23 protein-coding genes and 1 pseudogene are annotated in these 22,594 nt (G+C 69.5%); 8 read left to right on the forward strand and 16 right to left on the reverse strand.

Features of this window, described 5'->3' with window-relative positions; all coding sequences use genetic code 11:
* On the reverse strand, positions 1-681 hold the full coding sequence (locus OHB21_RS30650) for a TIGR00266 family protein (RefSeq protein WP_067512206.1): 681 nt from the start codon (positions 679-681) through the stop codon (positions 1-3).
* A gap of 67 nt (positions 682-748) precedes the next feature.
* Complete coding sequence (locus OHB21_RS30655; protein ID WP_067512208.1) at positions 749-1,117, reverse strand: arsenate reductase family protein; 369 nt, start codon at positions 1,115-1,117, stop codon at positions 749-751.
* An 85-nt stretch (positions 1,118-1,202) separates the two neighbouring features.
* On the opposite strand from OHB21_RS30655, the gene OHB21_RS30660 reads away from it, so the two are divergent.
* Positions 1,203-1,979 (forward strand): MerR family transcriptional regulator, encoded by a 777-nt coding sequence (locus OHB21_RS30660; protein ID WP_067512209.1) that lies wholly within the window; start codon positions 1,203-1,205, stop codon positions 1,977-1,979.
* Positions 1,979-2,566: a hypothetical protein gene (locus OHB21_RS30665; RefSeq protein WP_067512211.1), complete on the forward strand. Its 588-nt coding sequence runs from the start codon at positions 1,979-1,981 to the stop codon at positions 2,564-2,566. The genes OHB21_RS30660 and OHB21_RS30665 overlap by 1 nt, the downstream gene beginning before the upstream one ends.
* On the opposite strand, the gene OHB21_RS30670 is transcribed toward OHB21_RS30665, so the two are convergent.
* Positions 2,553-4,082, reverse strand: coding sequence for a glycosyltransferase family 39 protein (locus tag OHB21_RS30670; protein WP_324191905.1), 1,530 nt, complete (start codon positions 4,080-4,082; stop codon positions 2,553-2,555). The genes OHB21_RS30665 and OHB21_RS30670 overlap by 14 nt on opposite strands.
* Positions 4,083-4,176: 94 nt before the next feature.
* Positions 4,177-4,530 carry a helix-turn-helix domain-containing protein gene (locus OHB21_RS30675; RefSeq protein ID WP_228788762.1) on the reverse strand — a complete coding sequence of 118 codons (354 nt, stop codon included), beginning with the start codon at positions 4,528-4,530 and terminating at the stop codon, positions 4,177-4,179.
* A 242-nt stretch (positions 4,531-4,772) separates the two neighbouring features.
* On the opposite strand from OHB21_RS30675, the gene OHB21_RS30680 reads away from it, so the two are divergent.
* Positions 4,773-5,138: a hypothetical protein gene (locus tag OHB21_RS30680; RefSeq protein WP_067512266.1), complete on the forward strand. Its 366-nt coding sequence runs from the start codon at positions 4,773-4,775 to the stop codon at positions 5,136-5,138.
* Between the two features lie 949 nt (positions 5,139-6,087).
* On the opposite strand, the pseudogene OHB21_RS30685 reads toward OHB21_RS30680, so the two are convergent.
* Together OHB21_RS30685 and OHB21_RS37660 are read right to left on the reverse strand one after the other, a co-directional pair.
* Positions 6,088-6,734 (reverse strand): annotated as a pseudogene (locus OHB21_RS30685) (ATP-binding protein).
* Between the two features lie 305 nt (positions 6,735-7,039).
* Complete coding sequence (locus OHB21_RS37660) at positions 7,040-7,618, reverse strand: helix-turn-helix domain-containing protein (protein ID WP_195124553.1); 579 nt, start codon at positions 7,616-7,618, stop codon at positions 7,040-7,042.
* Positions 7,619-7,915: 297 nt separating this feature from the next.
* Here OHB21_RS37660 and OHB21_RS30695 point away from each other — a divergent pair, with 297 nt between their 5' ends.
* On the forward strand, positions 7,916-8,107 hold the full coding sequence (locus tag OHB21_RS30695) for a DUF1059 domain-containing protein (protein WP_067512215.1): 192 nt from the start codon (positions 7,916-7,918) through the stop codon (positions 8,105-8,107).
* 247 nt (positions 8,108-8,354) lie between these two features.
* On the opposite strand, the gene OHB21_RS30700 is transcribed toward OHB21_RS30695, so the two are convergent.
* Both OHB21_RS30700 and arc read right to left on the reverse strand, forming a co-directional pair.
* Positions 8,355-8,498 carry a hypothetical protein gene (locus OHB21_RS30700; protein ID WP_195124353.1) on the reverse strand — a complete coding sequence of 48 codons (144 nt, stop codon included), beginning with the start codon at positions 8,496-8,498 and terminating at the stop codon, positions 8,355-8,357.
* A 693-nt stretch (positions 8,499-9,191) separates the two neighbouring features.
* Entirely contained in the window at positions 9,192-10,952 is a 1,761-nt protein-coding gene (gene arc, locus OHB21_RS30705; RefSeq protein ID WP_067512268.1) for a proteasome ATPase, read from the reverse strand.
* Between the two features lie 213 nt (positions 10,953-11,165).
* Here arc and OHB21_RS30710 point away from each other — a divergent pair, with 213 nt between their 5' ends.
* Positions 11,166-11,648: a hypothetical protein gene (locus OHB21_RS30710; RefSeq protein WP_324191904.1), complete on the forward strand. Its 483-nt coding sequence runs from the start codon at positions 11,166-11,168 to the stop codon at positions 11,646-11,648.
* 62 nt (positions 11,649-11,710) lie between these two features.
* Here OHB21_RS30710 and OHB21_RS30715 read toward each other — a convergent pair whose 3' ends face one another.
* On the reverse strand, positions 11,711-12,544 hold the full coding sequence (locus OHB21_RS30715; RefSeq protein WP_067512230.1) for a tRNA (adenine-N1)-methyltransferase: 834 nt from the start codon (positions 12,542-12,544) through the stop codon (positions 11,711-11,713).
* A gap of 70 nt (positions 12,545-12,614) precedes the next feature.
* Here OHB21_RS30715 and OHB21_RS30720 point away from each other — a divergent pair, with 70 nt between their 5' ends.
* Complete coding sequence (locus tag OHB21_RS30720) at positions 12,615-13,502, forward strand: RecB family exonuclease (protein WP_067512232.1); 888 nt, start codon at positions 12,615-12,617, stop codon at positions 13,500-13,502.
* A gap of 68 nt (positions 13,503-13,570) precedes the next feature.
* Here OHB21_RS30720 and OHB21_RS30725 read toward each other — a convergent pair whose 3' ends face one another.
* The 7 genes from OHB21_RS30725 to OHB21_RS30755 all read right to left on the reverse strand — a co-directional run bounded on the left by OHB21_RS30725 (position 13,571) and on the right by OHB21_RS30755 (position 19,949).
* On the reverse strand, positions 13,571-14,713 hold the full coding sequence (locus OHB21_RS30725) for a YeiH family protein (RefSeq protein WP_195124355.1): 1,143 nt from the start codon (positions 14,711-14,713) through the stop codon (positions 13,571-13,573).
* Positions 14,713-14,847 carry a hypothetical protein gene (locus OHB21_RS30730; RefSeq protein ID WP_267465086.1) on the reverse strand — a complete coding sequence of 45 codons (135 nt, stop codon included), beginning with the start codon at positions 14,845-14,847 and terminating at the stop codon, positions 14,713-14,715. Before OHB21_RS30730 ends, OHB21_RS30725 begins: the two co-directional genes overlap by 1 nt.
* 142 nt (positions 14,848-14,989) lie before the next feature.
* A complete protein-coding gene (hisG, locus tag OHB21_RS30735; protein ID WP_067512236.1) occupies positions 14,990-15,841 on the reverse strand; it encodes an ATP phosphoribosyltransferase in 852 nt (283 codons plus the stop codon).
* Between the two features lie 44 nt (positions 15,842-15,885).
* Positions 15,886-16,149 carry a phosphoribosyl-ATP diphosphatase gene (locus tag OHB21_RS30740; RefSeq protein WP_195124356.1) on the reverse strand — a complete coding sequence of 88 codons (264 nt, stop codon included), beginning with the start codon at positions 16,147-16,149 and terminating at the stop codon, positions 15,886-15,888.
* A gap of 90 nt (positions 16,150-16,239) precedes the next feature.
* Entirely contained in the window at positions 16,240-18,057 is a 1,818-nt protein-coding gene (locus OHB21_RS30745; RefSeq protein ID WP_195124357.1) for a choline/carnitine O-acyltransferase, read from the reverse strand.
* Between the two features lie 129 nt (positions 18,058-18,186).
* Complete coding sequence (locus OHB21_RS30750; RefSeq protein WP_195124358.1) at positions 18,187-19,008, reverse strand: class I SAM-dependent methyltransferase; 822 nt, start codon at positions 19,006-19,008, stop codon at positions 18,187-18,189.
* Positions 19,009-19,088: 80 nt separating this feature from the next.
* Positions 19,089-19,949 carry a HalD/BesD family halogenase gene (locus OHB21_RS30755; protein WP_067512270.1) on the reverse strand — a complete coding sequence of 287 codons (861 nt, stop codon included), beginning with the start codon at positions 19,947-19,949 and terminating at the stop codon, positions 19,089-19,091.
* A gap of 480 nt (positions 19,950-20,429) precedes the next feature.
* On the opposite strand from OHB21_RS30755, the gene OHB21_RS30760 reads away from it, so the two are divergent.
* A complete protein-coding gene (locus OHB21_RS30760; RefSeq protein ID WP_067512246.1) occupies positions 20,430-20,741 on the forward strand; it encodes a hypothetical protein in 312 nt (103 codons plus the stop codon).
* Complete coding sequence (locus OHB21_RS30765) at positions 20,738-22,465, forward strand: SulP family inorganic anion transporter (protein WP_067512247.1); 1,728 nt, start codon at positions 20,738-20,740, stop codon at positions 22,463-22,465. The genes OHB21_RS30760 and OHB21_RS30765 overlap by 4 nt, the downstream gene beginning before the upstream one ends.
* The last annotated feature ends 129 nt before the right edge of the window (positions 22,466-22,594 follow it).

Genomic DNA, 22,594 nt, shown 5'->3' on the forward strand with positions numbered 1-22,594 from the left:
CTACCCCGACGACGCGCTCGACGCCGCCCACGCCGCGAAGGCGCCGGGGTTGCGCGTCTGCAACAGCACCCGGCCGGGGCCGACGAAGTCGAACACGAAGCCCTCGCCCGACTTCAGCGACTGGATGGACCGGCCCGACACCGCGCGGCGGATGGAGAAGTTCATCGCCAGGTCGTAGGCCACCACGTGGCCGGTGTCGATGGTGATCGGCTCGCCGGGCTGCAGGTCGATCACGTCGATCGCGCCGAACACGCCCACCACGACCTCGCCCTCGCCGTGCGCGCGCAGGCCGAAACCGCCCTCGCCGCCGAACAGGTTCGCGAAGCCGCCCCACTTGCTCTCGATCTGGACGCCGTAGGAGTTGGCGATCCAGCCGCCGCGGCTGATGAAGAACGGGCGATCCGGGCTGATCTGCAGGTTGAGCATGTCGCCGGGCAGCGCGGGCGCCACGTCCACCCAGCCGCCCTGCTGCGGTGCGGTGAACGTGGAGACGAAAAACGATTCGCCCGCCAGCACCGAGCGCTTGAGCCCGGCCAGGATGCCGCCCTCCGCCTTGGCCTGCAGTGTGACTCCCGCCGAGTGCGCGACCATCGCGCCGCTCTCGACCCGCATCGGTTCGCCACCCGCGAGGAAGCACCGCGCGACGGCGGAGGCGGGATTGTGGCGCAACTGTACCTTCATGCCGCCGACCCTACCGCGCGCGAGTGTCGGGCAGGCGGCGGCGAATTCGGCGCGGCGCGGGCGCGGTTCAGCCCAGGGTGCGCAGCGCTTCGTCGGTGCGCGCCACCACCGCGCCGCCGTCGGCGGTGAGCACGATCGGGCGCTGGATGAGCTTGGGATGCGCGGCCAGCGCCTCGATCCAGCGTTCGCGGTCGGCGGGGGTGCGGCCCCACGACGCCAGGCCCAGGTCCTTCGCGACCGGCTCACCGGTGCGGGTGATGTCCCACGGTTCGGCGCCCAGCCTGGCGAGCACCGCGCGCAGTTCGTCGGCTGTGGGCGGATCGTCGAGGTAGCGGCGCACCCGGTATTCGACGCCCGCCCCGTCCAGATGCGCGGTGGCCGCGCGGCTCTTGCCGCAGCGCGGGTTGTGCCAGATCTCGGTCTGCTCGGAGGTCATGGAATCAGCCAACCACATGGTGTTCCGTGCGCGGCCCGGTGCGCGCCCTTGACCTTGACGCGGCGTCATAGTCGAGACTCGAGTCATGCGGATCAGCGACGTCGCCCGCGCGGCGGGCACCACACCGAGAGCCGTCCGGCACTACCACCGGCTGGGCTTGCTGGCCGAGCCCGCGCGCAAGGCCAACGGCTACCGCGACTACACCGCGGCGGATCTGGCCCGGCTGCTGCGCATCCGGTGGCTCGCCGAGAACGGTCTGCCGCTCGGGTCGGTGGCCGCCGTGCTGGCCGAGGGCCGCGACGGCGAGGCCGACGACGACATCCGCGCCGATCTGCGGGCCCTGGTCGCGGGCTGCGAACGCGATATCGCCGTGCTCACCCGCAAGCGCGACCGGCTGCACCGGATGCTCGAATCCGCCACGCGCGGCGGCACTCTCACCGCGCTGCCGGACGAGGTCGTGGACGCGTTCGAGCGGGTCCGCGCGAGCACCACCGATCCGCGCCAGGTGCGCGCGTTGCAGCAGGAACGGGATCTGCTCGAGGTGCTCGCCGTCTCGGGCGCGGTGCCGGAGGAGATGCTGATCCCCGTCACCACCGTGCTGGAAGACGACGGCCTCCGCCACACCTACCTGCGCTTCCTCGGCGAGTGGGAGTCGTTGCGCGGCAAGCCGGTCGCCGAGTGCGAGCCCCGGATCGCCGCGCTGGCCGCCGAACTCGCGGAGCTGCTGCGCGAGCGGTTCACCCCCGAGATGTTCGCGACGCGGGCGGAGGAAGCCGACGGCCTGTCGGTGGAGGATCTGATCCCCGATCCCGCCCAGCGCGCGGTGATCGTGCGCGGCGCGCGGGCACTGTGGGAGTCGTGATGGCGGGAGTCGTGATGCGAAACCTGCTGCGCCCCTATCGATCCCTGTGGATGTGGCTGCGCGGTCGCACGGATCGGCCCGACGGTCCGGTGTTCCCCTCCGCCAAGGGCACGCTGGGCCTGCCCGCCGCGTTCGCCGTGGCGACGATGATCGAGATCGGCGTGGTGCACTTCCTGGTGCCGTGGCCGTGGCTGAACCTCACCCTCGCGGCGCTGTCGGTATGGTCGCTGGTGCTGCTCTTCGGCGTGGTCGCCACCGACGTCGTCCACCCGCACCACCTCGCGGGCGACACCGTGGTGTTGCGCCGCTCCGGTCGCGTGGTCGCCGCGATCCCCGTGGCCGACCTCGCCGCCGTCACGGCCCGCGCCCGCTACGACAAGACCTCGCCCGAAGTGGACGGCGACACCCTGCACCTGCCCACCCAGGACGGCGCCAATATCGCGCTCTCCCTGCACAACCCGGTGGAGGCCCGGCTTTCCGGCCGCGCACCCACGGCGCAGGTGACCGCCGTCAGCCTCCGCGTGGACGACCCGGATCGCATGGTCCGCATCCTGCGCGAGGCCGCGAAACCCCTTACAGATGCATGAGATTCGGCCAGGTCTCCGACCAGGGGTGGCGCAGGCCGGTCGCGACCCACACCGTGACGTTCTGGGTGCTGCCCGGGAAGCCGAGCCGGCTGTCCACCTTCGTGAGCGCTTCGACACGTTCGAAGTTCCAGCGCAGGAAGTCCTCGTCGACGCCCACCGCCAGGACGGCGGTGGCGTCGTCGGGCGGCGTGCCGAAATAGCCGTAGCCGCGGCTCGGGCTGTAGATCGCGGGCAGTTCGTGGCGGGCGAACTGGTCGAGAGCGCTTGCCTGCCAATAGGTGTCGGTCACCACCACGACGTCCTCCCGTTCGGCCGGGGTGAGCTTCGCGTAGGCGGCCGTGACGCCGTCGACCAGTTCGGGCCAGCCGAACTGCCCGTAGACGTCGATATTGAGCGCGGCCTCGGTGTCGTCGATCGGGGGCGCGATGTCCTCGGGCGACTGCCACGGCGTCGCCCACAGCACGAACACCACCGACCCCACCGTCAGCACGGTGCCGCCCGCCGTCAGGAACCTTCGTACGAAAGGCCGTGACTCGGTAGCCAGTTCGACCAATCCGACCGCACCCGCCGCCAGCACCACGCCGTACATGCCCGCCATGTAGTAGACCCGGCCGCCGACGATCAGAAACACCAGCGTGACCAGCAGGAACGCCACGCCGAGGAACCGGTACTCGCGCAGCGAGGGATTCCGCAGCAGCGCCCACACCCCGTACACCAGCACCACCGCGCCCAGCGTGCCCGCCGTGAGCACCGCCAGCGGAACGAACATCAGCCTGCCGCCGAGGATGTCCTGCTCACCGCTGATCACCCCGCCCATGCGCAGCTGCGGCCAGTCGTGCCGCGCCTGCCAGATCAGCGTCGGCAGTGTCGCGAGCACCACGAGCGCGCCGCCCACCCACAGCAGCGGGCGCCGCACCAGGTCGCGCGGCCCGAACACCAGCGCCGACGCCGCCACCGCGAGCCAGAAGAACGGAATCAGCCATTTCACCTGCATGTCCACGGCGGTCACCAGCGCCGCCGCGAGCAACAGCCCGTCGCGGCGGGTCCGCACCCAGCGCACGACGCACCAGGTGATCACCACCCACATCACCGTGTCCACCGCGTTGGTGGTCAGCAACTTGCCCTGGAGGAGCAGAAACGGCGAGGTCGCGTACGCGGTGGCCGCCAGCATCTGGGCCGTCCGGCCGCCGCCGAGTTCCCTGGCCACCAGCCCGGTGAGCACCACGGCCAGCACCGTCAGCGCGACGGCCGGCAGGCGCAGTGCGAAGTACGAATCGGGTGCGAGCGCGTCCATGAGGCGGGCCAGCATCGGCAGCACCGGCCCCTGATCGGCGTACCCGAACGACGGATGCCGCCCCGCCGCAAGGAAATACAGCTCGTCGCCGAAGTAGTCGTAGCGGCTCGCCGCGAACGCCAGCACCGCCGTCGACGCCGCGGCCACCGCGCTCAGCCCGCCCGTCGCCACCGGCGGCCGCTCCCCCACACCGGATTCCGCACGCACCCCGCTATCGCTCACACCGCTCCTCCACCGGCGCCTGGCCAGGCCCCGCTCAATACGTTCGCTCACGCCACTCCTCACGGATTCCGATAGCGTCGAATCTAGTGCCTCGTCAGGCAACGTTCGGTAGGTGAGGTTCCCCCGCCAGTGCTGATCGTGCCGAATCAGAGTGCGCATCAGTGGAATTCGCCAACAGTGTTCCTTCTGGGTCCAACGCCTCGAATCCATGCCTGTTGAAGTCGTGGATCACTTGCCGCACATACGATTCCGACACCTGCATCAGTTTCGCGATGAACCCGACCGGCTGGTGCCGCGCTGAGGCCATCACGACCACCGCCCGCCGCATCCGGATCGGCTGCTTGCTGCGCCGCGCGATCCGAGCAAGCTTGCGGCCCGCCTCCGGGGACACCGCTCTGACGAACACATCCGGCTTCCGAGTCACCGGCATCACCTGCACCGGCAGCATCACCGCTCAGCAGCCGATGATCAACGGGCCAGCCCGAACACCGGGGTTACCGCACCAACCTTCCTGGACACGGCACTAGCCGGGGAGTGCCACCGCGCCCGGCATTCCCGGTCGCCTCGGCCCCGACCGATCCGCGCCGGCGCGATCATACCGGTGACATCAGCGATGCGAACCCCGACGGCACACCGGCGACGACCGGGCCGAAACCGCTCTCCCGCTACCGATCCACCACGAATACGGTGGTGCGGACACTACTGAAGGTGCCGTGGCTCTCCCGCGTCATCGGCAAGCGATCGCTCACGCCGCACGTCGTCGACCGCGAATCCGGCACGGTCTACCAGGTCCCCCTCGCCCACACGCGCCACGGCGACACCCTCCTGATCGGCACCTCGTCCCGCCCGTGGGTCCGCAACCCGCGCCCCGCCCTCGGTCACCGTCATCCGCGGCCCGAACAGTTCGACCAGGTCGTCCACACCACCGAGGCCGACGTGTTGCGCCTGTTCGCGATCGTCGCCGGCGACAACAAGCCCCACGCCGAGTTCAACGGCATCGGGTTCGGTCCCGGCGGGTCACCGAACAAGGTATACCTGTACCAAACCTGGCAGTAGGGTGGTTGGTGGTGGAATTGACGCCGGTGCACGGGTAGCCGTCAGAGCATTGCCGTCGGCCACCACCGATCGAACAGGTCCCGCCTGGACGCGCCCTCGAGCACCGCCGCTCGCGGAAGTCCCAGCCCGGGCGGGGCACACTGGGCTTCACGCCGCCAGCAGTCGCTCAGGTCGTTCGCGGCGTCTCCGCCGAACACCCCCTCGTCGCCGCACACTACGTGCTCGTTGCCCGCGAATCTCTCACCGCGCGGAAAGCGAAGAGGCCGAGCCCCCTCGGAGACCCGGCCTCGCATCACGCGGAACACTCAGCTCGCGCTACCACTCCCCAGCAGCTGCTGAAGGGTCTTGAACAGGACGTCGGCCAGGAAATCCGAAGCGGATCCGGACATGGTGCTCCTCATCTCTACCACTGGCACGCACCCTGCCGGCGCGCCGCTATTCTGAAGCATGCACGATTCAGATTGTTCATGCGAGCGTTTCGAGAAACCGGAGATCGGATACAGGCCCCACCATCGCCAACACCAGGGCATCTACCTGCAATCATGTCGCTGGCGCTCGCACAGTGATACAGATCACCACCCCACTCCGGCTGGGCGCCCGCACTCAACCATCCCGTCCGCTCCCGCCTGACGATCACGCGGGGCAATCAGTTCGGCCGTACCGAACCATGCCACCTACCGTTCGAGTCAACGCCATCGGCAGCGCTCCCCGCGCGTCGAGCTCGAACTATCCCGTATCTATTCGTGATTCGAGGAGCAATGCCCCACGCTGCTGCGAGGACAGCTCGGACGGCCCCCGCTCGAGGGGCGCGAAGGCCGAGACCTGACGATCCGGGCCGCGGCCAAGGAGGTGCAGCTCAGCCACAACGCACGCCAACGGCTCGATGACTGCGCTCGCCGAAGTTCCCCACCTGTGCTCGTGGAAATTCCCCACCCGTGAGCGGTCCTGATTATAGGGGTTGCCGGTTCCCGGTGGTGGCGGCGGAGGTTGTCGGCGGTGGCTTGGTGGTCGCGGAGCCGGTAGGAGTCGCCGTCGAGGTTGATGACCATGGAGCGGTGTAGGAGCCGGTCCAGCAGGGCTGCGGCGACGGTGTTGTCGCCGAGTATTTCACCCCAGGATCCGACACCACGGTTGGTGGTGATCACGATCGAGGTTCTCAAATACCGTTGCGACACAACCTGAAACAGTGCTGCGGCTGCCTCGGCGGGTAGTGGCAGGTAGCCGGGTTCGTCGATGACGAGTAGTGCTGGTCCGGCGTAGAAACGCATGGTGGTGGCCCAGCGGCCCTCGATCGCGGCGCGGTGGCAGCGGGCGGCCAGGTCGGCGGCGGTGGTGAAGTAGGTGCGGTAGCCGGCGTGCGCGGCCGCCCTCGCGAGCCCGGTCGCCAGGTGTGTCCTCCCGGTGCCGGGCGTGCCGATGAGCAGGACGTGTCGCCGAAAGATTCTGCGCGGTCGCGTCTTCGAGGACCTGTGGCAGAGCTTCGGCGGCGGCATGCAGTTTCAGCGTGCCCAGATGCGATCGTAGTTGCTGGTAGCGGGTCGCGGTCTCGTCGGCGCCGACGGCCTTGGTGGCGCGGCCATCGGCGGTGGGCCGCAGCCGGGTGTCGCCCCGCAGGGAACAGAACTTGTCGAGCGAGGCTTGGGCCTGCTCGGGCGTCGTCTCGTCGGCGAGAGTGCACCACCAGCGTTGCGCAGCCGTGTGGTTGGCCTTCTCGACCACGCCCTTGCGGTTCCCGCGCCGTGGCGGGCAGATCGCGGGTGCGACCGCGTAATACTTCAGCACCGCAGCGAACGACGCGGTGACCTGCCCACTTGCCGGGTGGCAGACGGTGGACATGCGGTCGAACCGCCACGACCCGGTCACCCCGCCCAGGGCGCGGGCGACCCGGTCCAAGCCCTCGATCAGGTGCGGCTGATCAGTCGACGGCGCGAGATAGCCGCGCCAGCGGCCCGAATGGGAGAGGGATCCGACCAGCAGATGCGCGCATCCGCCCCACCCCCAAGCGTCGGGGGATTCGGCAGATCCACCCAGTCCCACTGGGTTTCACCACCCGGTGCGTGCGGGATGACCGCGTTGGGCCGTTCGGTCGCGGTCCGGCAGGCCTGGCAGACCGGCCGCAGTCCCCGGGCGCGGATGTCGCGGGTCAGCGTCTGATACGACAGCGGGAACCCGAGGGGCTCCAGCTCGTCCATCAGCGTTTGCGCCCACAGGTGTGGGTCCTCGGCCAGGCGAGCTGTCACGTAGTCGACGAACGGTTCGAACGGGTCGCGCCGATGCCGTTTCCGCACGCCGGGGCTGCGTTCCCCGGCCAGATAGGCGCGGATCGTCTTACGGTCGCGGCCGGTGTGGCGGGCGATCTGGGAGATCGTCCAGCCTCGTGCGCGTAGGGCACTGATTTCCACATCTTCCTCACATGTCAACATGGAAAAGCGCGCCTCCTCCGAACGAAACTGCTGGTCAGGCGTGGTAACCACCAGCATCGGAGCAGGCCCGCCCTTCACGGCGGAGCCACACGGGGAAGTGGGGAATTTCGGTGAGCGTCAGTGGGGAAGTTCAGTGAGGGTGGTCACCGCCGACCTCAATCGGTGAATCACATGCAGAACACCGAATCGCCACCCGGCCACCGTACAGGGCCACCTCGCCTTCCCGCCGAGTTCTACGCTCGCATACGCACCTCGGAGCATTGGCGGGATCCGACCTGCTGGATCGTGTTCTCGCACGTAGCGGGCGGACTATCGTGAGGGACGGCACCACTCTCGATCCCGAGGAGGTTTCCGATGACGAGGAAGGTCGCGGACTGTCGTCGGTTTCCCAGCGAATCCAACTGCACGCTCACCATCGCCGGTGAGGAAGAGGAAGTTTTGCAGGCCGCCTGCGAGCACGCGGTCTCGGTCCACAAACACCAGGACGGGCCGGAGTTGCGCGAACAACTCCGCAACATGCTCGAGGACGAGACGGTGACGACCTGATCCGGCGTCCCCGGTTCCAGCCGTCCCGCGTTCGCCAGCCCGATCCGTCGCATCTCACCGACACGATCCGCCACCCCGCCGGACCGACGATCCCCCACGCTTCCAGAACGTCGCTTCGCCGAAACCTGCAGGCATCCAACGACAAAGAGACCGGTTCCCGGTGGAACACGGTCTCTTCTCTTCATTCGGCGCCGTTTCGTGGAGCGCCGAGTTCACGCGCGGGGCCGGACCGCCCCCACGCGCCCGCTCAGCTCGCGCTGCCGCTGGCGAGCAGCTGGGTGATCAGTCGGAACAGGACATCGGCGGCGAACGCCGCAGCGGAACCGGTCATGGGAGCCTCCTCTACTCGGTGGCGCGGATCGGTCGACACCGCGCCCGTCGGAGCATGCACGATCTCGAGGCACCGGGCAGCGCGAGCACGGGCCTGGATCGGTGGCGACTCGGATCCGGGGCCATCACCACCGCACCTACCTGCCGCTATTCCGCGTAGAACGGGCCGATGCCCTCCGTCACAGCGACGACGGGGGCCGCGCATCCGGCAGGCGGATTCCGGGGATCATGCCCCTCGCGGCGCAGGGCGAACGCAGTTTCGGAGGAACAGTTCGTTCGACAAGCGGAGAAAGCGCCGCCGTTCGGGCGCACTGCGGACAGACGAATCTCCGCGAACCCAGACCCTTGCCGAGTGGGATCGGCGGCGAGGCGCGACTATACGGACTACCCGGATCTGGCAGACGTCTACCTCGAGGACAGCTACGTTCTCGACGTATCAGAGGGGGCGGGTGGGGTGAGCTTCGAACTCGAAGCGGTTCTCACGCAACAGCATCCGAGGCACCATACTCCGCCGCCGGGCACCCGTTATTGCTACGCCCGGGGCGGTCTGGTGTTTGCTGACGTGACAAAGGTCGAATGGGTTTCACGTTCCAGGCAGACCTACACTGACGCGTCGGGTGAAGCGAACATGGGAACATCGATTCGCTGGTGCACGGAGTCCGGATCAGGACGCTTCGCCGTAGGCGCGAATGGGGCCCCGGAACAGCCCGAGGGCCGCGCATCCGGTTGAGATGCGCGGCCCTCGACGACTCGATTACAGGTACTGACCCGTGTTCGACTCGGTGTCGATCGCCCGGCTCGCGCTGGCGTTCTTGCCGGTGACCAGGGTGCGGATGTAGACGATCCGCTCGCCCTTCTTGCCCGAGATGCGGGCCCAGTCATCGGGATTCGTGGTGTTGGGCAGGTCCTCGTTCTCGGAGAACTCGTCCACGATCGAATCGTAGAGATGCTGGATGCGCAGGCCCGGGTTGCCGGTGTCCAGGACGGCCTTGATGGCGTACTTCTTGGCCCGGTCCACGATGTTCTGGATCATGGCGCCGGAGTTGAAGTCCTTGAAGTACAGGACTTCCTTGTCACCGTTGGCGTAGGTGACCTCCAGGAAGCGGTTGTCCTCGCTCTCGGCGTACATCCGCTCCACCACGCGCTCGATCATGGCGCGGATGCAGGCGACGCGGTCGCCGCCGAACTCGGCGAGATCGTCGGCGTGCAGCGGCAGGTCCGCGGTGAGGTACTTGGAGAAGATGTCCTGCGCCGATTCCGCGTCGGGCCGCTCGATCTTGATCTTCACGTCCAGGCGGCCGGGCCGCAGGATCGCGGGGTCGATCATGTCCTCGCGGTTGGAGGCGCCGATCACGATGACGTTCTCCAGGCCCTCGACGCCGTCGATCTCCGAAAGCAGCTGCGGCACAACGGTCGTCTCCACATCGGAGGAGACACCGGAACCGCGGGTGCGGAAGATCGAGTCCATCTCGTCGAAGAACACGATCACCGGCGTGCCCTCGGAGGCCTTCTCGCGCGCCCGCTGGAAGATGATCCGGATGTGGCGCTCGGTCTCACCGACGAACTTGTTGAGCAGCTCGGGGCCCTTGATGTTCAGGAAGAACGACTTGGCTTCCTTGGCGTCCTCACCGCGCGCCTCCGCGATCTTCTTGGCCAGCGAGTTGGCCACCGCCTTGGCGATGAGCGTCTTACCGCAGCCGGGCGGACCGTAGAGCAGCACGCCCTTGGGCGGGCGCAGCGCGTATTCGCGGAACAGATCCTTGTGCAGGAACGGCAGTTCCACCGCGTCGCGGATCTGCTCGATCTGCCTGCCGAGACCGCCGATGTCGCCGTAGTCCACGTCGGGCACCTCTTCGAGCACGAGGTCCTCGACCTCGGCCTTGGGGATGCGCTCGAAGGCGAAGCCGGCCTTGGTGTCGACGAGCAGCGAGTCGCCGGGGCGCAGCTTGCGGATGGGGGCGTCGGGATCCTCCAGATCGTCGACCTCGGCGACCTTGGCCAGCGGCGCCGACAGCCAGACCACGCGCTCCTCGTCGGCGTGTCCGACGACCAGGGCGCGGCGGCCGTCGTCGAGGATCTCGCGCAGCGTGCCGATCTCACCGACCGAATCGAAGTTGCCCGCCTCGACCACGGTGAGCGCCTCGTTGAGGCGCACGGTCTGGCCGTACTCGAGCGTGGTGGTGTCGATGTTCGGCGAGCAGGTGAGCCGCATCTTGCGGCCCGAGGTGAACACGTCGACGGTCTGATCGTCGAACACGCCGATCAGGACACCGTAGCCGCTCGGAGGCTGGCCGAGCCGATCGACCTCCTCGCGCAGCGCGACCAGCTGCTGGCGCGCCTCCTTGAGGGTGTCCATCAGCTTCGTGTTGCGAATGGTCAGCGAATCGATGCGGGCTTCCAATTCCCGTGCGCGATCCGGTGAATCGGCCAGTTGCCTTCGGAGCGCAGCCGCCTCGGCGCGTACCGCCTCGAGCTCTCTCCAGGCCGCCGAATCCGAATTCTCGATGGGGCTCATGTGCTGCTCCTCCCAGTCCCGGTCTATCAACGCTACCGGGCGCGAACCGTTCTCGCTGTCCGACATGGTTTCGTGGTGATCACATCTGTGCTGCGATCGACGGCCGATGGACCATGTTAGCCTGCCCTAACCCGACACGTGGCGCGGTCTGTCGCCACACGAAACCGAAAGGTTGCTCACATGTTCCTCCCTGCCAGGACACTGCGTGTTTCCGTGGCTACCGCCGCAGCGGCGCTCGCCGTTACTGTCGGCCTGACCGCCTGCGGCTCGGACGACTCCGACAGCGATGCCGGCGCGACCACCACCACGAGCGCCACCACCAGCGCCGCCGCCACGACCACCGCCGAGGCAGCCGAGGGCGCGCCCACCGCCGAGGAACTGCAGGCCACCCTGGATCTGGTCGCCGATCCGGCCAAGACCACCCCCGAGAAGACCGCTGTCATCGTCAACGGTGAGCAGCGCGCCGCGAACATCGACCAGATGAACGCCGCGCTGGCCGGCTACGGCACCCTGACCTTCGCCGTCTCCGACATCGTGGTGACCGGCGAGGCCGCCACCGCCCAGGTGGTCATCACCGCGCCGCAGGGCGCCGCCCCCGCGATGCCCATGACCTGGGAGCGCGTCGACGGCACCTGGAAGCTGTCCGACCTCACCGCGTGCACCCTGCTCCAGTTCGCCCAGGCGCCCTGTCAGTAAGGCGCGCGCCGGCGTGACAGCGTCCGCGTGGGGGTGATCCCCGCACGGGCGCTGTCGGCCGCTCAGCCCTTCGAGGGCCGCCGCTGCGGCTTGGGGGTGACCGTGCCCTCGGCCAGGCGCCGCGCGCTCACCAGGAAGGCAGTGTGGCCCTGCATACGGTGCTCGGGGCGCACGGCCAGGCCCACCACGTGCCACGGGCGCACCAGCGACTCCCAGGAGCGCGGCTCGGTCCAGCACTCCTGCTCGCGCAGCGCCTCCACCACCTTCGACAGCTGGGTCACCGTCGCCACGTAGACGATGAGCACGCCGCCGGGCACCAGCGCCTTCGACACGGTCGGCAGCGCGTCCCAGGGGGCCAGCATGTCCAGCACCACGCGGTCGACCCGCTCGCCGGCGTAGTCGGCCACGTCGCCGACGGTGAGCGACCAGTTCGCGGGGCGTTCGCCGAAGAACGTCTCGACATTGCGTACGGCGTGCTCGGCGTGATCCTCGCGGATCTCGTAGGAGAGCACTTCGCCCTCGGGACCCACCGCGCGCAGCAGTGAGCAGGTCAGCGCCCCGGAGCCCGCGCCGGCCTCCAGCACCCGCGCGCCGGGGAACACATCGCCCTCGTGCACGATCTGCGCCGCGTCCTTCGGGTAGATGACGGCCGCGCCGCGCGGCATGGACAACACGTAGTCGACCAGCAGCGGCCGCAGCGCCAGATACGGGGTGCCGTTGGTGGACTGCACGACGCTGCCCTCGTCGGCGCCGATGAGGGCGTCGTGCTTGATCCCGCCGCGATGGGTGTGGAACTCCTTGCCCGGTTCCAGCACCACCGTGTACAGGCGGCCCTTGGCATCGGTCAGCTGCACCCGGTCCCCGAGGGTGAATGGCCCGGTCCGTCTGGCCGTCATGAATCTCCGTTCCGCTGCTCGTGTCTGGTTCGGCTCCGGCGTGTCGGTGCCGCCGGATAGCCTGCCAGGTATGCCAGCGCCCGTGTCCACGCCCCCTGCCGACGCCGCGTCCCGATCGGGTGGGGCGCGGCGCAGGCCGGCGCTGTCGCCTTCGCGGGCAATGGATTTCAAGCAGTGCCCGCTGAAATACCGGCTGCGCGCGATCGATCGGGTGCCGGAGCCGCCCTCGCGCCAGGCGGTGCGCGGCACGGTGGTGCACGCGGTGCTGGAGGACCTGTACGGGCTCCCCGCGGCCGAGCGTGTCCCGCAGCGGGCGGCGGCCCTGGTGGGTCCCGCGTGGGAGCGGGTGCGGACCGAGCGGCCCGAGGTGGCCGAGCTGGTGGACGGGGCCGACGATCCGTTCCTCGGCGAGGTGGAGCGCCTGGTGGCGAGCTACTACCGGCTGGAGGATCCCACCCGGTTCGATCCGGAATCGCGCGAGGCGGAGGTCGAGGTCGAACTCGAGGGCGGGGTGCTGTTGCGCGGCTTCGTCGACCGGATCGACGTGGCGCCCACCGGACAGCTGCGGGTGGTGGACTACAAGACCGGCCGCTCCCCCGGCGTCACGCGCGAGACCCGGGCGCTGTTCCAGCTGAAGTTCTACGCGCTCATGGTGTTACGCACGCGGGGCGTGTTGCCCGCGCAACTGCGGCTGATCTACCTGGCCGACGAGCAGATCCTCACCTACGAGCCCGACGCCGAGGAGCTCGATCGCTTCGAGCGCACCCTCGCGGCGCTGTGGGCGGCGATCCTCGAGGCCGGGCGCACCGGTGATTTCCCGCCGAGCACCAGCTGGTTGTGCGGGTATTGCGAGTACAAGGCGCTGTGCCCGGCGTTCGGTGGCACGCCGCCGCCGTATCCGGGGTGGCCGACGGGTGAGTCGCCCGGGGAAGAGCTGGCGGAGGCCGTCGCGGACTGACGGGTGATCAGGGGCGACTGTAGGTCGACGGCGGTGGTGGCCCGCACACCGGACCACCACCCCTGGCATCACACCGTGAAGTTGCGGAACAGCAGCACCGAGAGGCCCAGTCCGACAACCAGATTCACCACGGCCGCGGAGCCGAAGACCGCGATCGGCCGCCAGCCCGCGTCGCGCAGGCCGCGCAGCGAGAACTCCAGGCCGATGGAGACGAAGGCCAGGATCAGGAACCACGTGCGCAGATCGTTGACGATCCCGATGTGCTCGGAACCGGTCGCCTTGTCCACCGAGGCCAGGTAGACGGTGCCGATCACCGACGCCGCGATGAAGGCCAGCACGAACTTCGGGAACCGGTCCCACAGCTGACGCACCGGCGGGCGCGGGCTCCCGGGCTTGCGCTCGACGCGCAGCGTGAAGTACGCGGTCAGCGCGATGGCGACCACGCCGATCAGCGCGTTCTGCGTGGTCTTGACGATGGTCGCGATCTGCAACGCCTCCTCGCCCGCGATCGCGCCGGAGGCGGCGACGGCGGCCGTGGTGTCGATATTGCCGCCGATCCACGCGCCCGCCACCGCGTCGGACAGGCCGAACACGTCGGCCAGCCAGGGCAGCAGGAAGATCGAGGGCAGCGCGAACAGGATCACCAGCGAGGCCGCGTAGGCGATCTGCTCGCGCCGGGCCTGCACCGCGCCCGCGGCGGCGATGGCCGCGCTCACGCCGCAGATCGACACCGCCGAGGAGAGCAGCGCCCGCAACTTGTCGTCCAGGCCGAGCAGCCCGCCGAACCACCAGGTGAACGCGAACACCGCGGTGATCAGCAGCAGGGCCTGCAGGATCGCGGGCCCGGCGGCGGTGACGAGGATCTTCAGGTTGATCGACGCGCCGAGCAGCACCACGCCGGTCTTGATGAAGAACTCGGTGCGGAACCCGGCCGAAAGCTTCTCCCGCAGATCGAGTTTCGACAGCACGACGTTGCCGATCAGGCCCAGCGCGATCGCGTAGACGGGGTACTCGACGGACTTGGCCACGCGCTGGAACGCGGTGTCCTCGGCCCAGTCCGGCACGTGCAGTTCCAGGAACCTGGTGAGCGCGCCGAGCGCGAACACCACCGCGACACCGGCCGCGATCAGCGCCGGGGTGGGGCTCGGATTCGCTTGCAGCGCGGCCGTTTCCGAACGGATCGGGGCCTCTGTGGTCTTCTCCTCGGCCATCAGGGCACCAGCCAGCCCGGGATGACGCCCACCAGGACGAGCACCAGCAGTGTGAGCCCGGCGACGGCGGCGAGCCAGTCCTCGTTCCAGGTGAAAGTGCTGCCCGGACGTTCTTCGGGCGGTGTGTCGGACACGGTCGTACTCCTTGCGTTCCCTCATCGAGGGGCGCACCGTAGCAACCGGGCACCGGGACCCACGCCGGTTGTATTCCGCGTGAATTGATTACGCGCGGCGCGGGATTCGGGCGGGTACCCTGCGGCACCCGCCCGGATCACCTCAGAAGGCGCGGCAGGAGCGGATGTCGGAAGCCAGGATGGCCTTCGCGCCGATGTCGGCGAGCTGGTCCATCACCGTGTTGCTCTGGTTGCGCGGCACCATCGCGCGCACCGCCACCCAGGACTCGTCGGCCAGCGGCGACACGGTGGGCGATTCCAGGCCGGGCGTGATCTCGACGGCCCGGTCCAGCAGTTCCTTGGGGCAGTCGTAGTCCAGCATGAGGTACTGCTGGGCGAACACCACGCCTTGGACGCGGGCGATGAGCTGGTTGCGGGCCCGGTCGTTCTGATCGGAGTCCTCGCGCTCGACCAGCACGCCCTCCGACTCGCACAGCGTCTCGCCGAACGCGACCAGGTTGTGCTGGCGCAGCGTGCGGCCGGAGCCGACCACGTCGGCGATGGCGTCGGCCACGCCGAGCTGGATGGAGATCTCGACCGCGCCGTCCAAGCGGATCACCTCGGCCTCGATCCCGCGCCGTTGCAGGTCCGAGAGCACGAGGTTCGGGTAGGAGGTGGCGATCCGCTTGTCGTAGAGGTCCTCGACCTTCCATTCGGCGCCCGCGGGGGCGGCGTAGCGGAACGTGGAGCGGCCGAAGCCCAGCGCCAAGCGCTCGCGCACCGGCGCGCCGGAGTCCAGCGCCAGGTCGCGGCCGGTGATGCCGAGGTCCAGATCGCCGGAGCCGACGTAGACGGCGATGTCCTTCGGGCGCAGGAAGTAGAACTCGACCTGGTTGTTCGGGTCGATGACGCTCAGATCGCGCGAATCGGTGCGCTTGCGGTAGCCGGCCTCGGACAGGATCGAGGTGGCCGACTCCGAGAGTGCGCCTTTGTTGGGAACTGCGACGCGCAGCATGGGCAGATGTCCTTTCGGGGAGAAACTACGGAAGGGCGCGACCGTCACAGATGTCGGTACACGTCCTCCAGCTTCAACCCCCGGCCCACCATCAGGACCTGCACCCAGTACAGCAACTGGGAGATCTCCTCGGCGAGCGACTCGTCGCTCTCGTGTTCGGCGGCCAGCCACACCTCACCGGCCTCCTCCAGCACCTTCTTGCCCTGGGTGTGCACACCGGCGTCCAACGCGGCCACGGTGCCGGAACCCTCGGGACGGGTGACGGCACGATCCTGCAGCTCGGCGAACAGGGCCTCGAAAGTTTTCACGGGAGGAGATTCTTTCAGACCGCCGGAACAGGACGGACGCGGGCCGCGCCTCGATCATCGAGGCGCGGCCCGAATCCCCGCACTACCCCCTCACGTCCCCGACGCCAGCAGCTCCGCGAGTTCCTCCACGGCCTCCCGCAGGTGCCCCGCGAACGCGTGCATCTCGTCGGCCACCGACTTCGGCGTCGCCAGGTAGAGGTTCCAGCGGTCGGGCAGCAGCACGTACGCCACGCCGATGCACTTCGGGCTGGTGGAGCCGAAACCGAAGTACTGGATATTGACCGAGGGCGCGGAGCTGGTGCTCAGGTAGTCGTCGCGCATGATCGTCCAGCCGGGGCTGTCGTAGAGCGCGATCGGCTCGGTGACGCCCAGTTCGGCGCCCCGGCGGCGCTGCACCCATTGCAGTTCCCACAGGTGCTGTTCGGGCGCGTCCCCGGCCTGGCACTGCTTGGCGCGCTGCACGTGCGCCTGCGCGGCGGCGCGGGCGGCCGCCAGTTTCACGGCCTTGTCGGCGGACTCGTCGAGCATCGTGTCCACGAACGCGATCATCTCCGGCGTCACCACGCGCATGGCCTCGGTGCGGCCGTTGCGGTACTGGCGGGTGGCGATGGATTCGTAGGTGGCGCCGGTGAGGCCCTTGCTGCGCCGGTGCGCGAGCTGGTAGCTGAGCTGGGCGAACGCGTCGGGCGAGATGCCGAGCTGCTTGGCGCGCGCGGTGCCGAAATCCTCGAACGACACCGTCTGGGTGGCGTTCTCGGCGGCGTAGCGGGCGAACGCCGCGCCCGCGGCCCCGATGTCGGCGCGCAGCGCGTCGTCGAGGACGAACTCGACCGGTTCGACGGGGGGCTTGCCCTGCACGCGCGCGCCGGAGCGTTCGGCGTGCTCGGCGACGGGCGTCTCGAGCAGGGTGTCCACGAACGACAGGATTGTGGTGCCGTCCAAGCCGCAGTGCTCCACGTTGATGCCGGCGCCGCCGTCGGCGAACACGATGAACGAGACGGCCTTGTCGAACCAGCGGTTGGCGCTGTCACCGTGCAGCAGATGATCGCAGGCCTGCAGTTCGTCGCGCGGCGCGAAGTCCTCGAGACAGACGCAGAACAGCGCCCGCTCGACGGTGTCCAGCGCGGCCGCGTTGGCGGGTTCGGCGAGCAGGGCCTCGCGGCTGGCCGCCCACTCCGCGCGCGCCTTGGTGGTGAGGTGGCCGACGGCGGTGTCGGTGCGCGCCGGGTGCGCGCCCGCCTCGAGCACGGCGCGCAGGCCCTCCTGAAGGTCCTCGGGCGCGTAGGGCGCGCCGTCGGGGCCGATCACGTCCACGCGGAACATGTTGCTGCGGTAGAAGACCAGGATGTGCCGCTCACGCGACGGGCCGGGCCACTCCTCGGTGTAGGGCACCCGCACCGAATCCTGCTGCGCGCCGGGGATTCTGGTTTCGGAGAACAGGTACTTGTTCTGCCACATGGACAGCTGCTGTCCGCGCTGGGTGACCGGCGGGATCTTCTCCTCGTCCAGCGCGAGCTTGTAGTCCACGGCGGCCGAGACGATGGCCGCGGCCCGTTCCACCTGGTTGGCCCCGGTGGAGGCGGCCAGCGCGGTGTCGTCGCGGAAGAGGAAGAAGAAGTTGGCGTTCAACGCGATCCGGTCGCGGCGGCCCAGGTAGCGCGAGGGCCAGAACTGGTCGAGCCAGCTGCCCACGCCGGGCGTGGCGTCGTACTCCGCCACCGCCGCGTGCAGCGTGCGGCCCGCGCCGCCGGGCCGTAGCAGGTCGGCGACCGCCGCCTCGGTGGTGGCCAGCTCCTCGGGGGTCAGCAGCGGGCTGCACCACTCCAGGAACCGGGCGCAGCTGTCCTCCAATGTGGGCAGCGGTACCCGGGGCAGGTGGTCTTCGGCGGCGAAGGTGCGGTCGGTCAAGTCGGATTCCTCGAATCGGGGGTGCGGGGGGTGCTACGGGCGCACGTCGATGGGCGACCGTGCGGTGAGACTCGCGGAGTACGTCCTCCACGACTGATCCTCGGTGCGGGACCGGGTTTGGGCAAGAGGTCAGGCCCGGCGATTCCTGAGTGGGCGCGAGATGTACAGACTCGCGTAGAGCCATCCCTCGGATTCGTGGCCGTCGGCGTCGACGCCCGCGGCGGCCAGCGTGCCGAGCACCTGCCGCTGTTCATCCGCCGAGGCGAAGCGGCGTTGCGGGAACAGACCGGACATCCGCTCGGTGCGGTAGCCGAGGGCGTCGAGTTCGGCCTGGATCGGCCCGAAATCGAACATGCGCAGCACGAAGTGCGCCATCCACGGCCGCTTGCGCGGATGCGCGGTCGCGATGCGCACGAGCGTCTTCTCGGTGACGTAGCCGATGCAACCGGTGGACACGACCAGATCCGCGGCGGCCAGCACCGCGCGCTGGGCGTCGGTGGGTTCGGCCGCTTCCAGATCGGCGTGCACGCTGTCGTGCAGCAGACCGGCCTCGCGCGCGTAGTCGAGCGCGGGCGCCGAGGCGTCCATACCGACGAAGCGCACGCCGGGCAGGTGATCGCGGGCGGCCAGGCGCGCGCGGTCGCGGGCGATCAGCGCGGCGCGGTCGAGTCCGTCGCCGTCGCGGTAGTGCGCGGCCAGCTCGTCGATCGTGGTGTCGAAGCGCAGCAGGGCGGCGTTCACACCGTAGGAACAGCCGATGTCGAGCACCGTGGGAGTGTCGGTGCGCTCGGAGGCGCGGAACTCCCGGATCTGCTGTTCCAGAAAGGGTTTCGCCGCTTGCGGAATCCGATAGTCGAGTTCGGACATCCGTGCGTAGTACAGGCGGGGATCGGGGCGGTCGTAGATGTGGTCGAAGGACGCTTTCCCGGTCGTATGCAACGGCACTGGCACGTGTTCGTTCCTCTCGGCTCGGTCGGTAGGCCAGGTCTCGAAGCCCGTCCGGCACCGCCGCCCGGACTCCACGACCGGGCCTAGTCGAGTAGTCGGTCGCCGCGGACCACGCTGTCCCGTTCGACGTGTGCGGGCAGAACCCTGCCGAACAGCTGCCGGGTGCGTTCGGCGGTGCCGATCACCCCGGGCTGGTCGGTGTAGGCGAAGATCGCCGAATGACGTTGCGCCGCACCCGAAACCGGGGATACGCGGTGCAGGGAGAAGCGTCCTTGGAACAGTTGCAGATCACCGGGGCGCAGGGCCAGGCGCCGCACGAACCGCTCGCCGGTGCCGGTGAGCACCGCGCGCACGTCGGCCAGGTTCTCCGCGTGCGGGGTGCGGATATTGGGGCAGTACTCGAACTCCCCGCCCGCGTCCGGCAGCTGCGTCAGCATGCTCACGGTGAACTCGTTGGTGTCGAAATGCCACGGGTGCGACATGCCCGGCGCGACCACGTTCAGGCACAGCCCGGCCAGCGGGTCGGCGTATTCGTGCAGGTCGGCCAGCCCGAAGCAGTCCGCGACGAAGCGCTGGAACGGCGCGGAGGTGTAGAGCCGGTGGATGAGCGCGTCGGCGGGGATGCGGTCGCGCGGCACGAAGGCGTTGCCGCGCTCGAGCACGATGGCGGCCGGATGGTCGGCGGGCAGGTCGGTGTCGAGCGGGATGTTGTAGGCGTTGACCTGTTCGGTCCGGTAGTACGCGTGCGGCGCCATCGCCTCGCCCTCGGCGCGCAGCCGCTCGGTGAGTTCGGGCCGGATGAACTCCCGCAGCACGGTGCACCCGTCGGCGGCCAGGTCGGTCCGTGCCGCGGCCACCGCCTCCCGCCACCGCGCCGAGTCCGGCGCATCGAGCGGATACCTTGCGGTATCGACGATTTCGTCCAGCACTCCCGTCCCTGCCATGGCGATATTCTGGTGCAGCCGCCGACGACACGCCCGGAATTCGGAAAGATTGCCGGTGACGCCGGTCACACCTATCATCGGTGCTCATTTGCGTTGCGGCGCAGTAACTCCCGTGGCAAACGTGATCATTCACACTGATGCGACAGGCCAATTCGGCGGCGCGGCGGGTGATCGGCCGACAATTTTCCGGCGGGGTGTCGCTGCCGTTCGGAAACACCGCGCGGGTCTCGCGGGCTGCGGCGATCTCGGCGTCCGGTCGATGTGGCACGTCGTGGCGAACCGCGTCGGGAGCGTGGCGCACACGGCGTCCGGTGAACACGGTCCGTGTGCCCAGGTCGAAGCGACGCCACCTGTCAACCGAGCCACCGCCGTGCGCGGGTCACACGCGCACATCCCCGCCGACGGACGACACGACCGCACCGGCGAAATCACCCGTCACGTGTGACGACTCCTCCCCGCCGCGAACTCTAGCGTCGCGGGATGGGCCCGGTCATCGGAGAGCCGCTCCCCCTCGTGGTCGGCGTGGCGCTCTCGCCGATCCCGATCGTCGCCGCGATCCTGATGATCCTCTCGCCCGGCACCGGGGACGCCGGTTCCGGTTTCGCGGCGGGCTGGGTGGCGGGCATCCTCGGCGTCGACGTCGCGATCGACTATGCGGTGGCCGCCGACCGGTTGCGCCCCACCCTCGACCGGGCCCGGACGCGGTGGCAGGACAACAGCCACGCCGTCCTGGCGATCGTGCTGCTCGTGATGGGCAGCGTGGTCCTCGGCACAGGCATCGGCGGGCTGTGACGGCGGGGCCCGCGACCGATGGATCGGCCCGCCCGTGGCCGGTCTTCGACTCGCTGCGCGGATACCGGCGCGCGTGGTTGCGGCCCGATGTGTTCGCGGGGCTCACGGTGTGGGCGGTACTGGTGCCCGAATCGCTCGCCTACGCCTCGATCGCGGGCGTCCCCCCGGTCGTCGGGCTCTACGCCGCGATCCCCGCGCTGGTCCTCTACGCGCTCGCGGGCAGCTCCCGGCACCTGGTGGTGGGGCCGATGTCGGCGACGGCCGCCCTGTCGGCGGCGATCGTGACCCCGCTGGCGGGCGCCGACGGCGGGCGGTACGTCGCGCTGTCCACCGCGCTCGCCCTCGCGACGGGGATCGTGGGCCTGCTGGCCGGGCTGGCTCGGCTCGGGTTCGTGGCGGCGTTCATCTCCGAGCCGGTGCTCAAGGGCTTCATCGTCGGGCTGGCGCTGACGATCATCGTGGGCCAGGTCCCCAAGCTGTTCGGCATCGAGAAGAGCGAGGGCGAGTTCTTCGGGCAGGCCTGGGGCGTGCTGCGCCGGCTCGGCGAAACACACTGGCGCACACTGCTCGTCGGCCTGGTCAGCCTCGCTGTCGTGCTGGCGCTGCGCCGGTGGCTGCCGCTGGTGCCCGGCGCGCTGCTCGCGGTGCTGTTCGGTATCGCGGTGGTCGGGCTGTTCGATCTGGACGAGCGGGGCGTCGCGATCGTCGGGCACATCGAACCGGGACTTCCCGCGCTCGGCCCGCCGGACGGTCTCGGCTTCCACGACTACCTCGATCTGCTCGGACCGGCCGTCGGGGTGGTGCTCATCGGGTTCGCCGAAGGGCTCGGCGCGGCCAGGGCCTACGCCGCCAAGGAGGGCTATCCCATCGACGCCAATCGCGAACTGTTCGGGCTCGGCGCCGCCAATCTCGGCTCCGGACTCGCCTCGGGCATGATCGTGAACGGCAGCCTCTCCAAGACCGCCGTCAACGGCGGCGCGGGCGCGAAGACCCAGGTCAGCGGGCTCGTGATGGCCGCGCTGACCATCCTCACGCTGTTGTTCCTGACCGGGCTGTTCGAGAACCTGCCCGAGGCGACGCTGGCCGCGGTGGTGATCGCCGCCGTCGTCGAACTCGTGGATTTCGCCGCGCTGCGCCGGCTCTACGGGGTGTGGACCGAACGGCTCGGCAGCATCTACGGCAAGGCGGCACGCGCCGATTTCACCGCCGCGCTCGTCACGCTGGCCGGGGTGCTGCTGTTCGGCACGCTGCCGGGGCTGCTCATCGGCGTCGGCGTGTCGATCCTGCTGCTGGTGTATCGCACGTCGCGGCCGCACGTCGCCGAGGTGGCCCGGCGCGGCGATCTCTGGCTCGACGCGGCGCGCCACCCCGGGCTGCCGCGCCGCCCCGACCTGGTGGTCGTGCGCGTGGAGGCGGGCCTGTACTTCGTCAACGCCGACTACGTCCGCCACGCCATCGAGAACCTCTGCACCGACGCGACCCGCCTGGTCGTCCTCGACGCCGAGACCTCCCCGTCCATCGACGTGAGCGCCGCCCGCATGCTCGCCGATCTCCGGGATTCCTTGGCCCGCCGCCGGATCCGCCTGCGCATCGCCCGCCCGATCGGCCAATTCGCCGACGCCCTGCGCGCGGGCGCTCCAGCCGGCCACCGGCTCGAGGTGTACCCGACGGTCACCGCCGCCGTCGCCGACCTGCCACCCGAGCCACCGCGCGGCCCCGCCTGACTGTGCGGCAACACCTTTCGGCCCGCACGCCGGATCGGGCCGGGTATTCGCGCCGGTCGGAAACCGATTCGCGGAGTCGCGCACGCGATCGGCACCCGGTAGTGGATGATGATCGTCTGAGTGTGTTCC

This window comes from Nocardia puris, from assembly GCF_036051655.1.
Lineage (GTDB): Bacteria > Actinomycetota > Actinomycetes > Mycobacteriales > Mycobacteriaceae > Nocardia > Nocardia puris.

Coding starts and splice junctions, on each gene's coding strand:
- OHB21_RS30650 (WP_067512206.1), bottom strand. CDS start 681: ATGAAGGTACAGTTGCGCCACAATCCCGCCTCCGCCGTCGCGCGGTGC.
- OHB21_RS30655 (WP_067512208.1), bottom strand. CDS start 1,117: ATGACCTCCGAGCAGACCGAGATCTGGCACAACCCGCGCTGCGGCAAG.
- OHB21_RS30660 (WP_067512209.1), top strand. CDS start 1,203: ATGCGGATCAGCGACGTCGCCCGCGCGGCGGGCACCACACCGAGAGCC.
- OHB21_RS30665 (WP_067512211.1), top strand. CDS start 1,979: ATGGCGGGAGTCGTGATGCGAAACCTGCTGCGCCCCTATCGATCCCTG.
- OHB21_RS30675 (WP_228788762.1), bottom strand. CDS start 4,530: ATGCTGCCGGTGCAGGTGATGCCGGTGACTCGGAAGCCGGATGTGTTC.
- OHB21_RS37660 (WP_195124553.1), bottom strand. CDS start 7,618: ATGCTGGTGGTTACCACGCCTGACCAGCAGTTTCGTTCGGAGGAGGCG.
- OHB21_RS30695 (WP_067512215.1), top strand. CDS start 7,916: ATGACGAGGAAGGTCGCGGACTGTCGTCGGTTTCCCAGCGAATCCAAC.
- arc (WP_067512268.1), bottom strand. CDS start 10,952: ATGAGCCCCATCGAGAATTCGGATTCGGCGGCCTGGAGAGAGCTCGAG.
- OHB21_RS30715 (WP_067512230.1), bottom strand. CDS start 12,544: ATGACGGCCAGACGGACCGGGCCATTCACCCTCGGGGACCGGGTGCAG.
- OHB21_RS30720 (WP_067512232.1), top strand. CDS start 12,615: ATGCCAGCGCCCGTGTCCACGCCCCCTGCCGACGCCGCGTCCCGATCG.
- OHB21_RS30725 (WP_195124355.1), bottom strand. CDS start 14,713: ATGGCCGAGGAGAAGACCACAGAGGCCCCGATCCGTTCGGAAACGGCC.
- hisG (WP_067512236.1), bottom strand. CDS start 15,841: ATGCTGCGCGTCGCAGTTCCCAACAAAGGCGCACTCTCGGAGTCGGCC.
- OHB21_RS30755 (WP_067512270.1), bottom strand. CDS start 19,949: ATGGCAGGGACGGGAGTGCTGGACGAAATCGTCGATACCGCAAGGTAT.
- OHB21_RS30760 (WP_067512246.1), top strand. CDS start 20,430: ATGGGCCCGGTCATCGGAGAGCCGCTCCCCCTCGTGGTCGGCGTGGCG.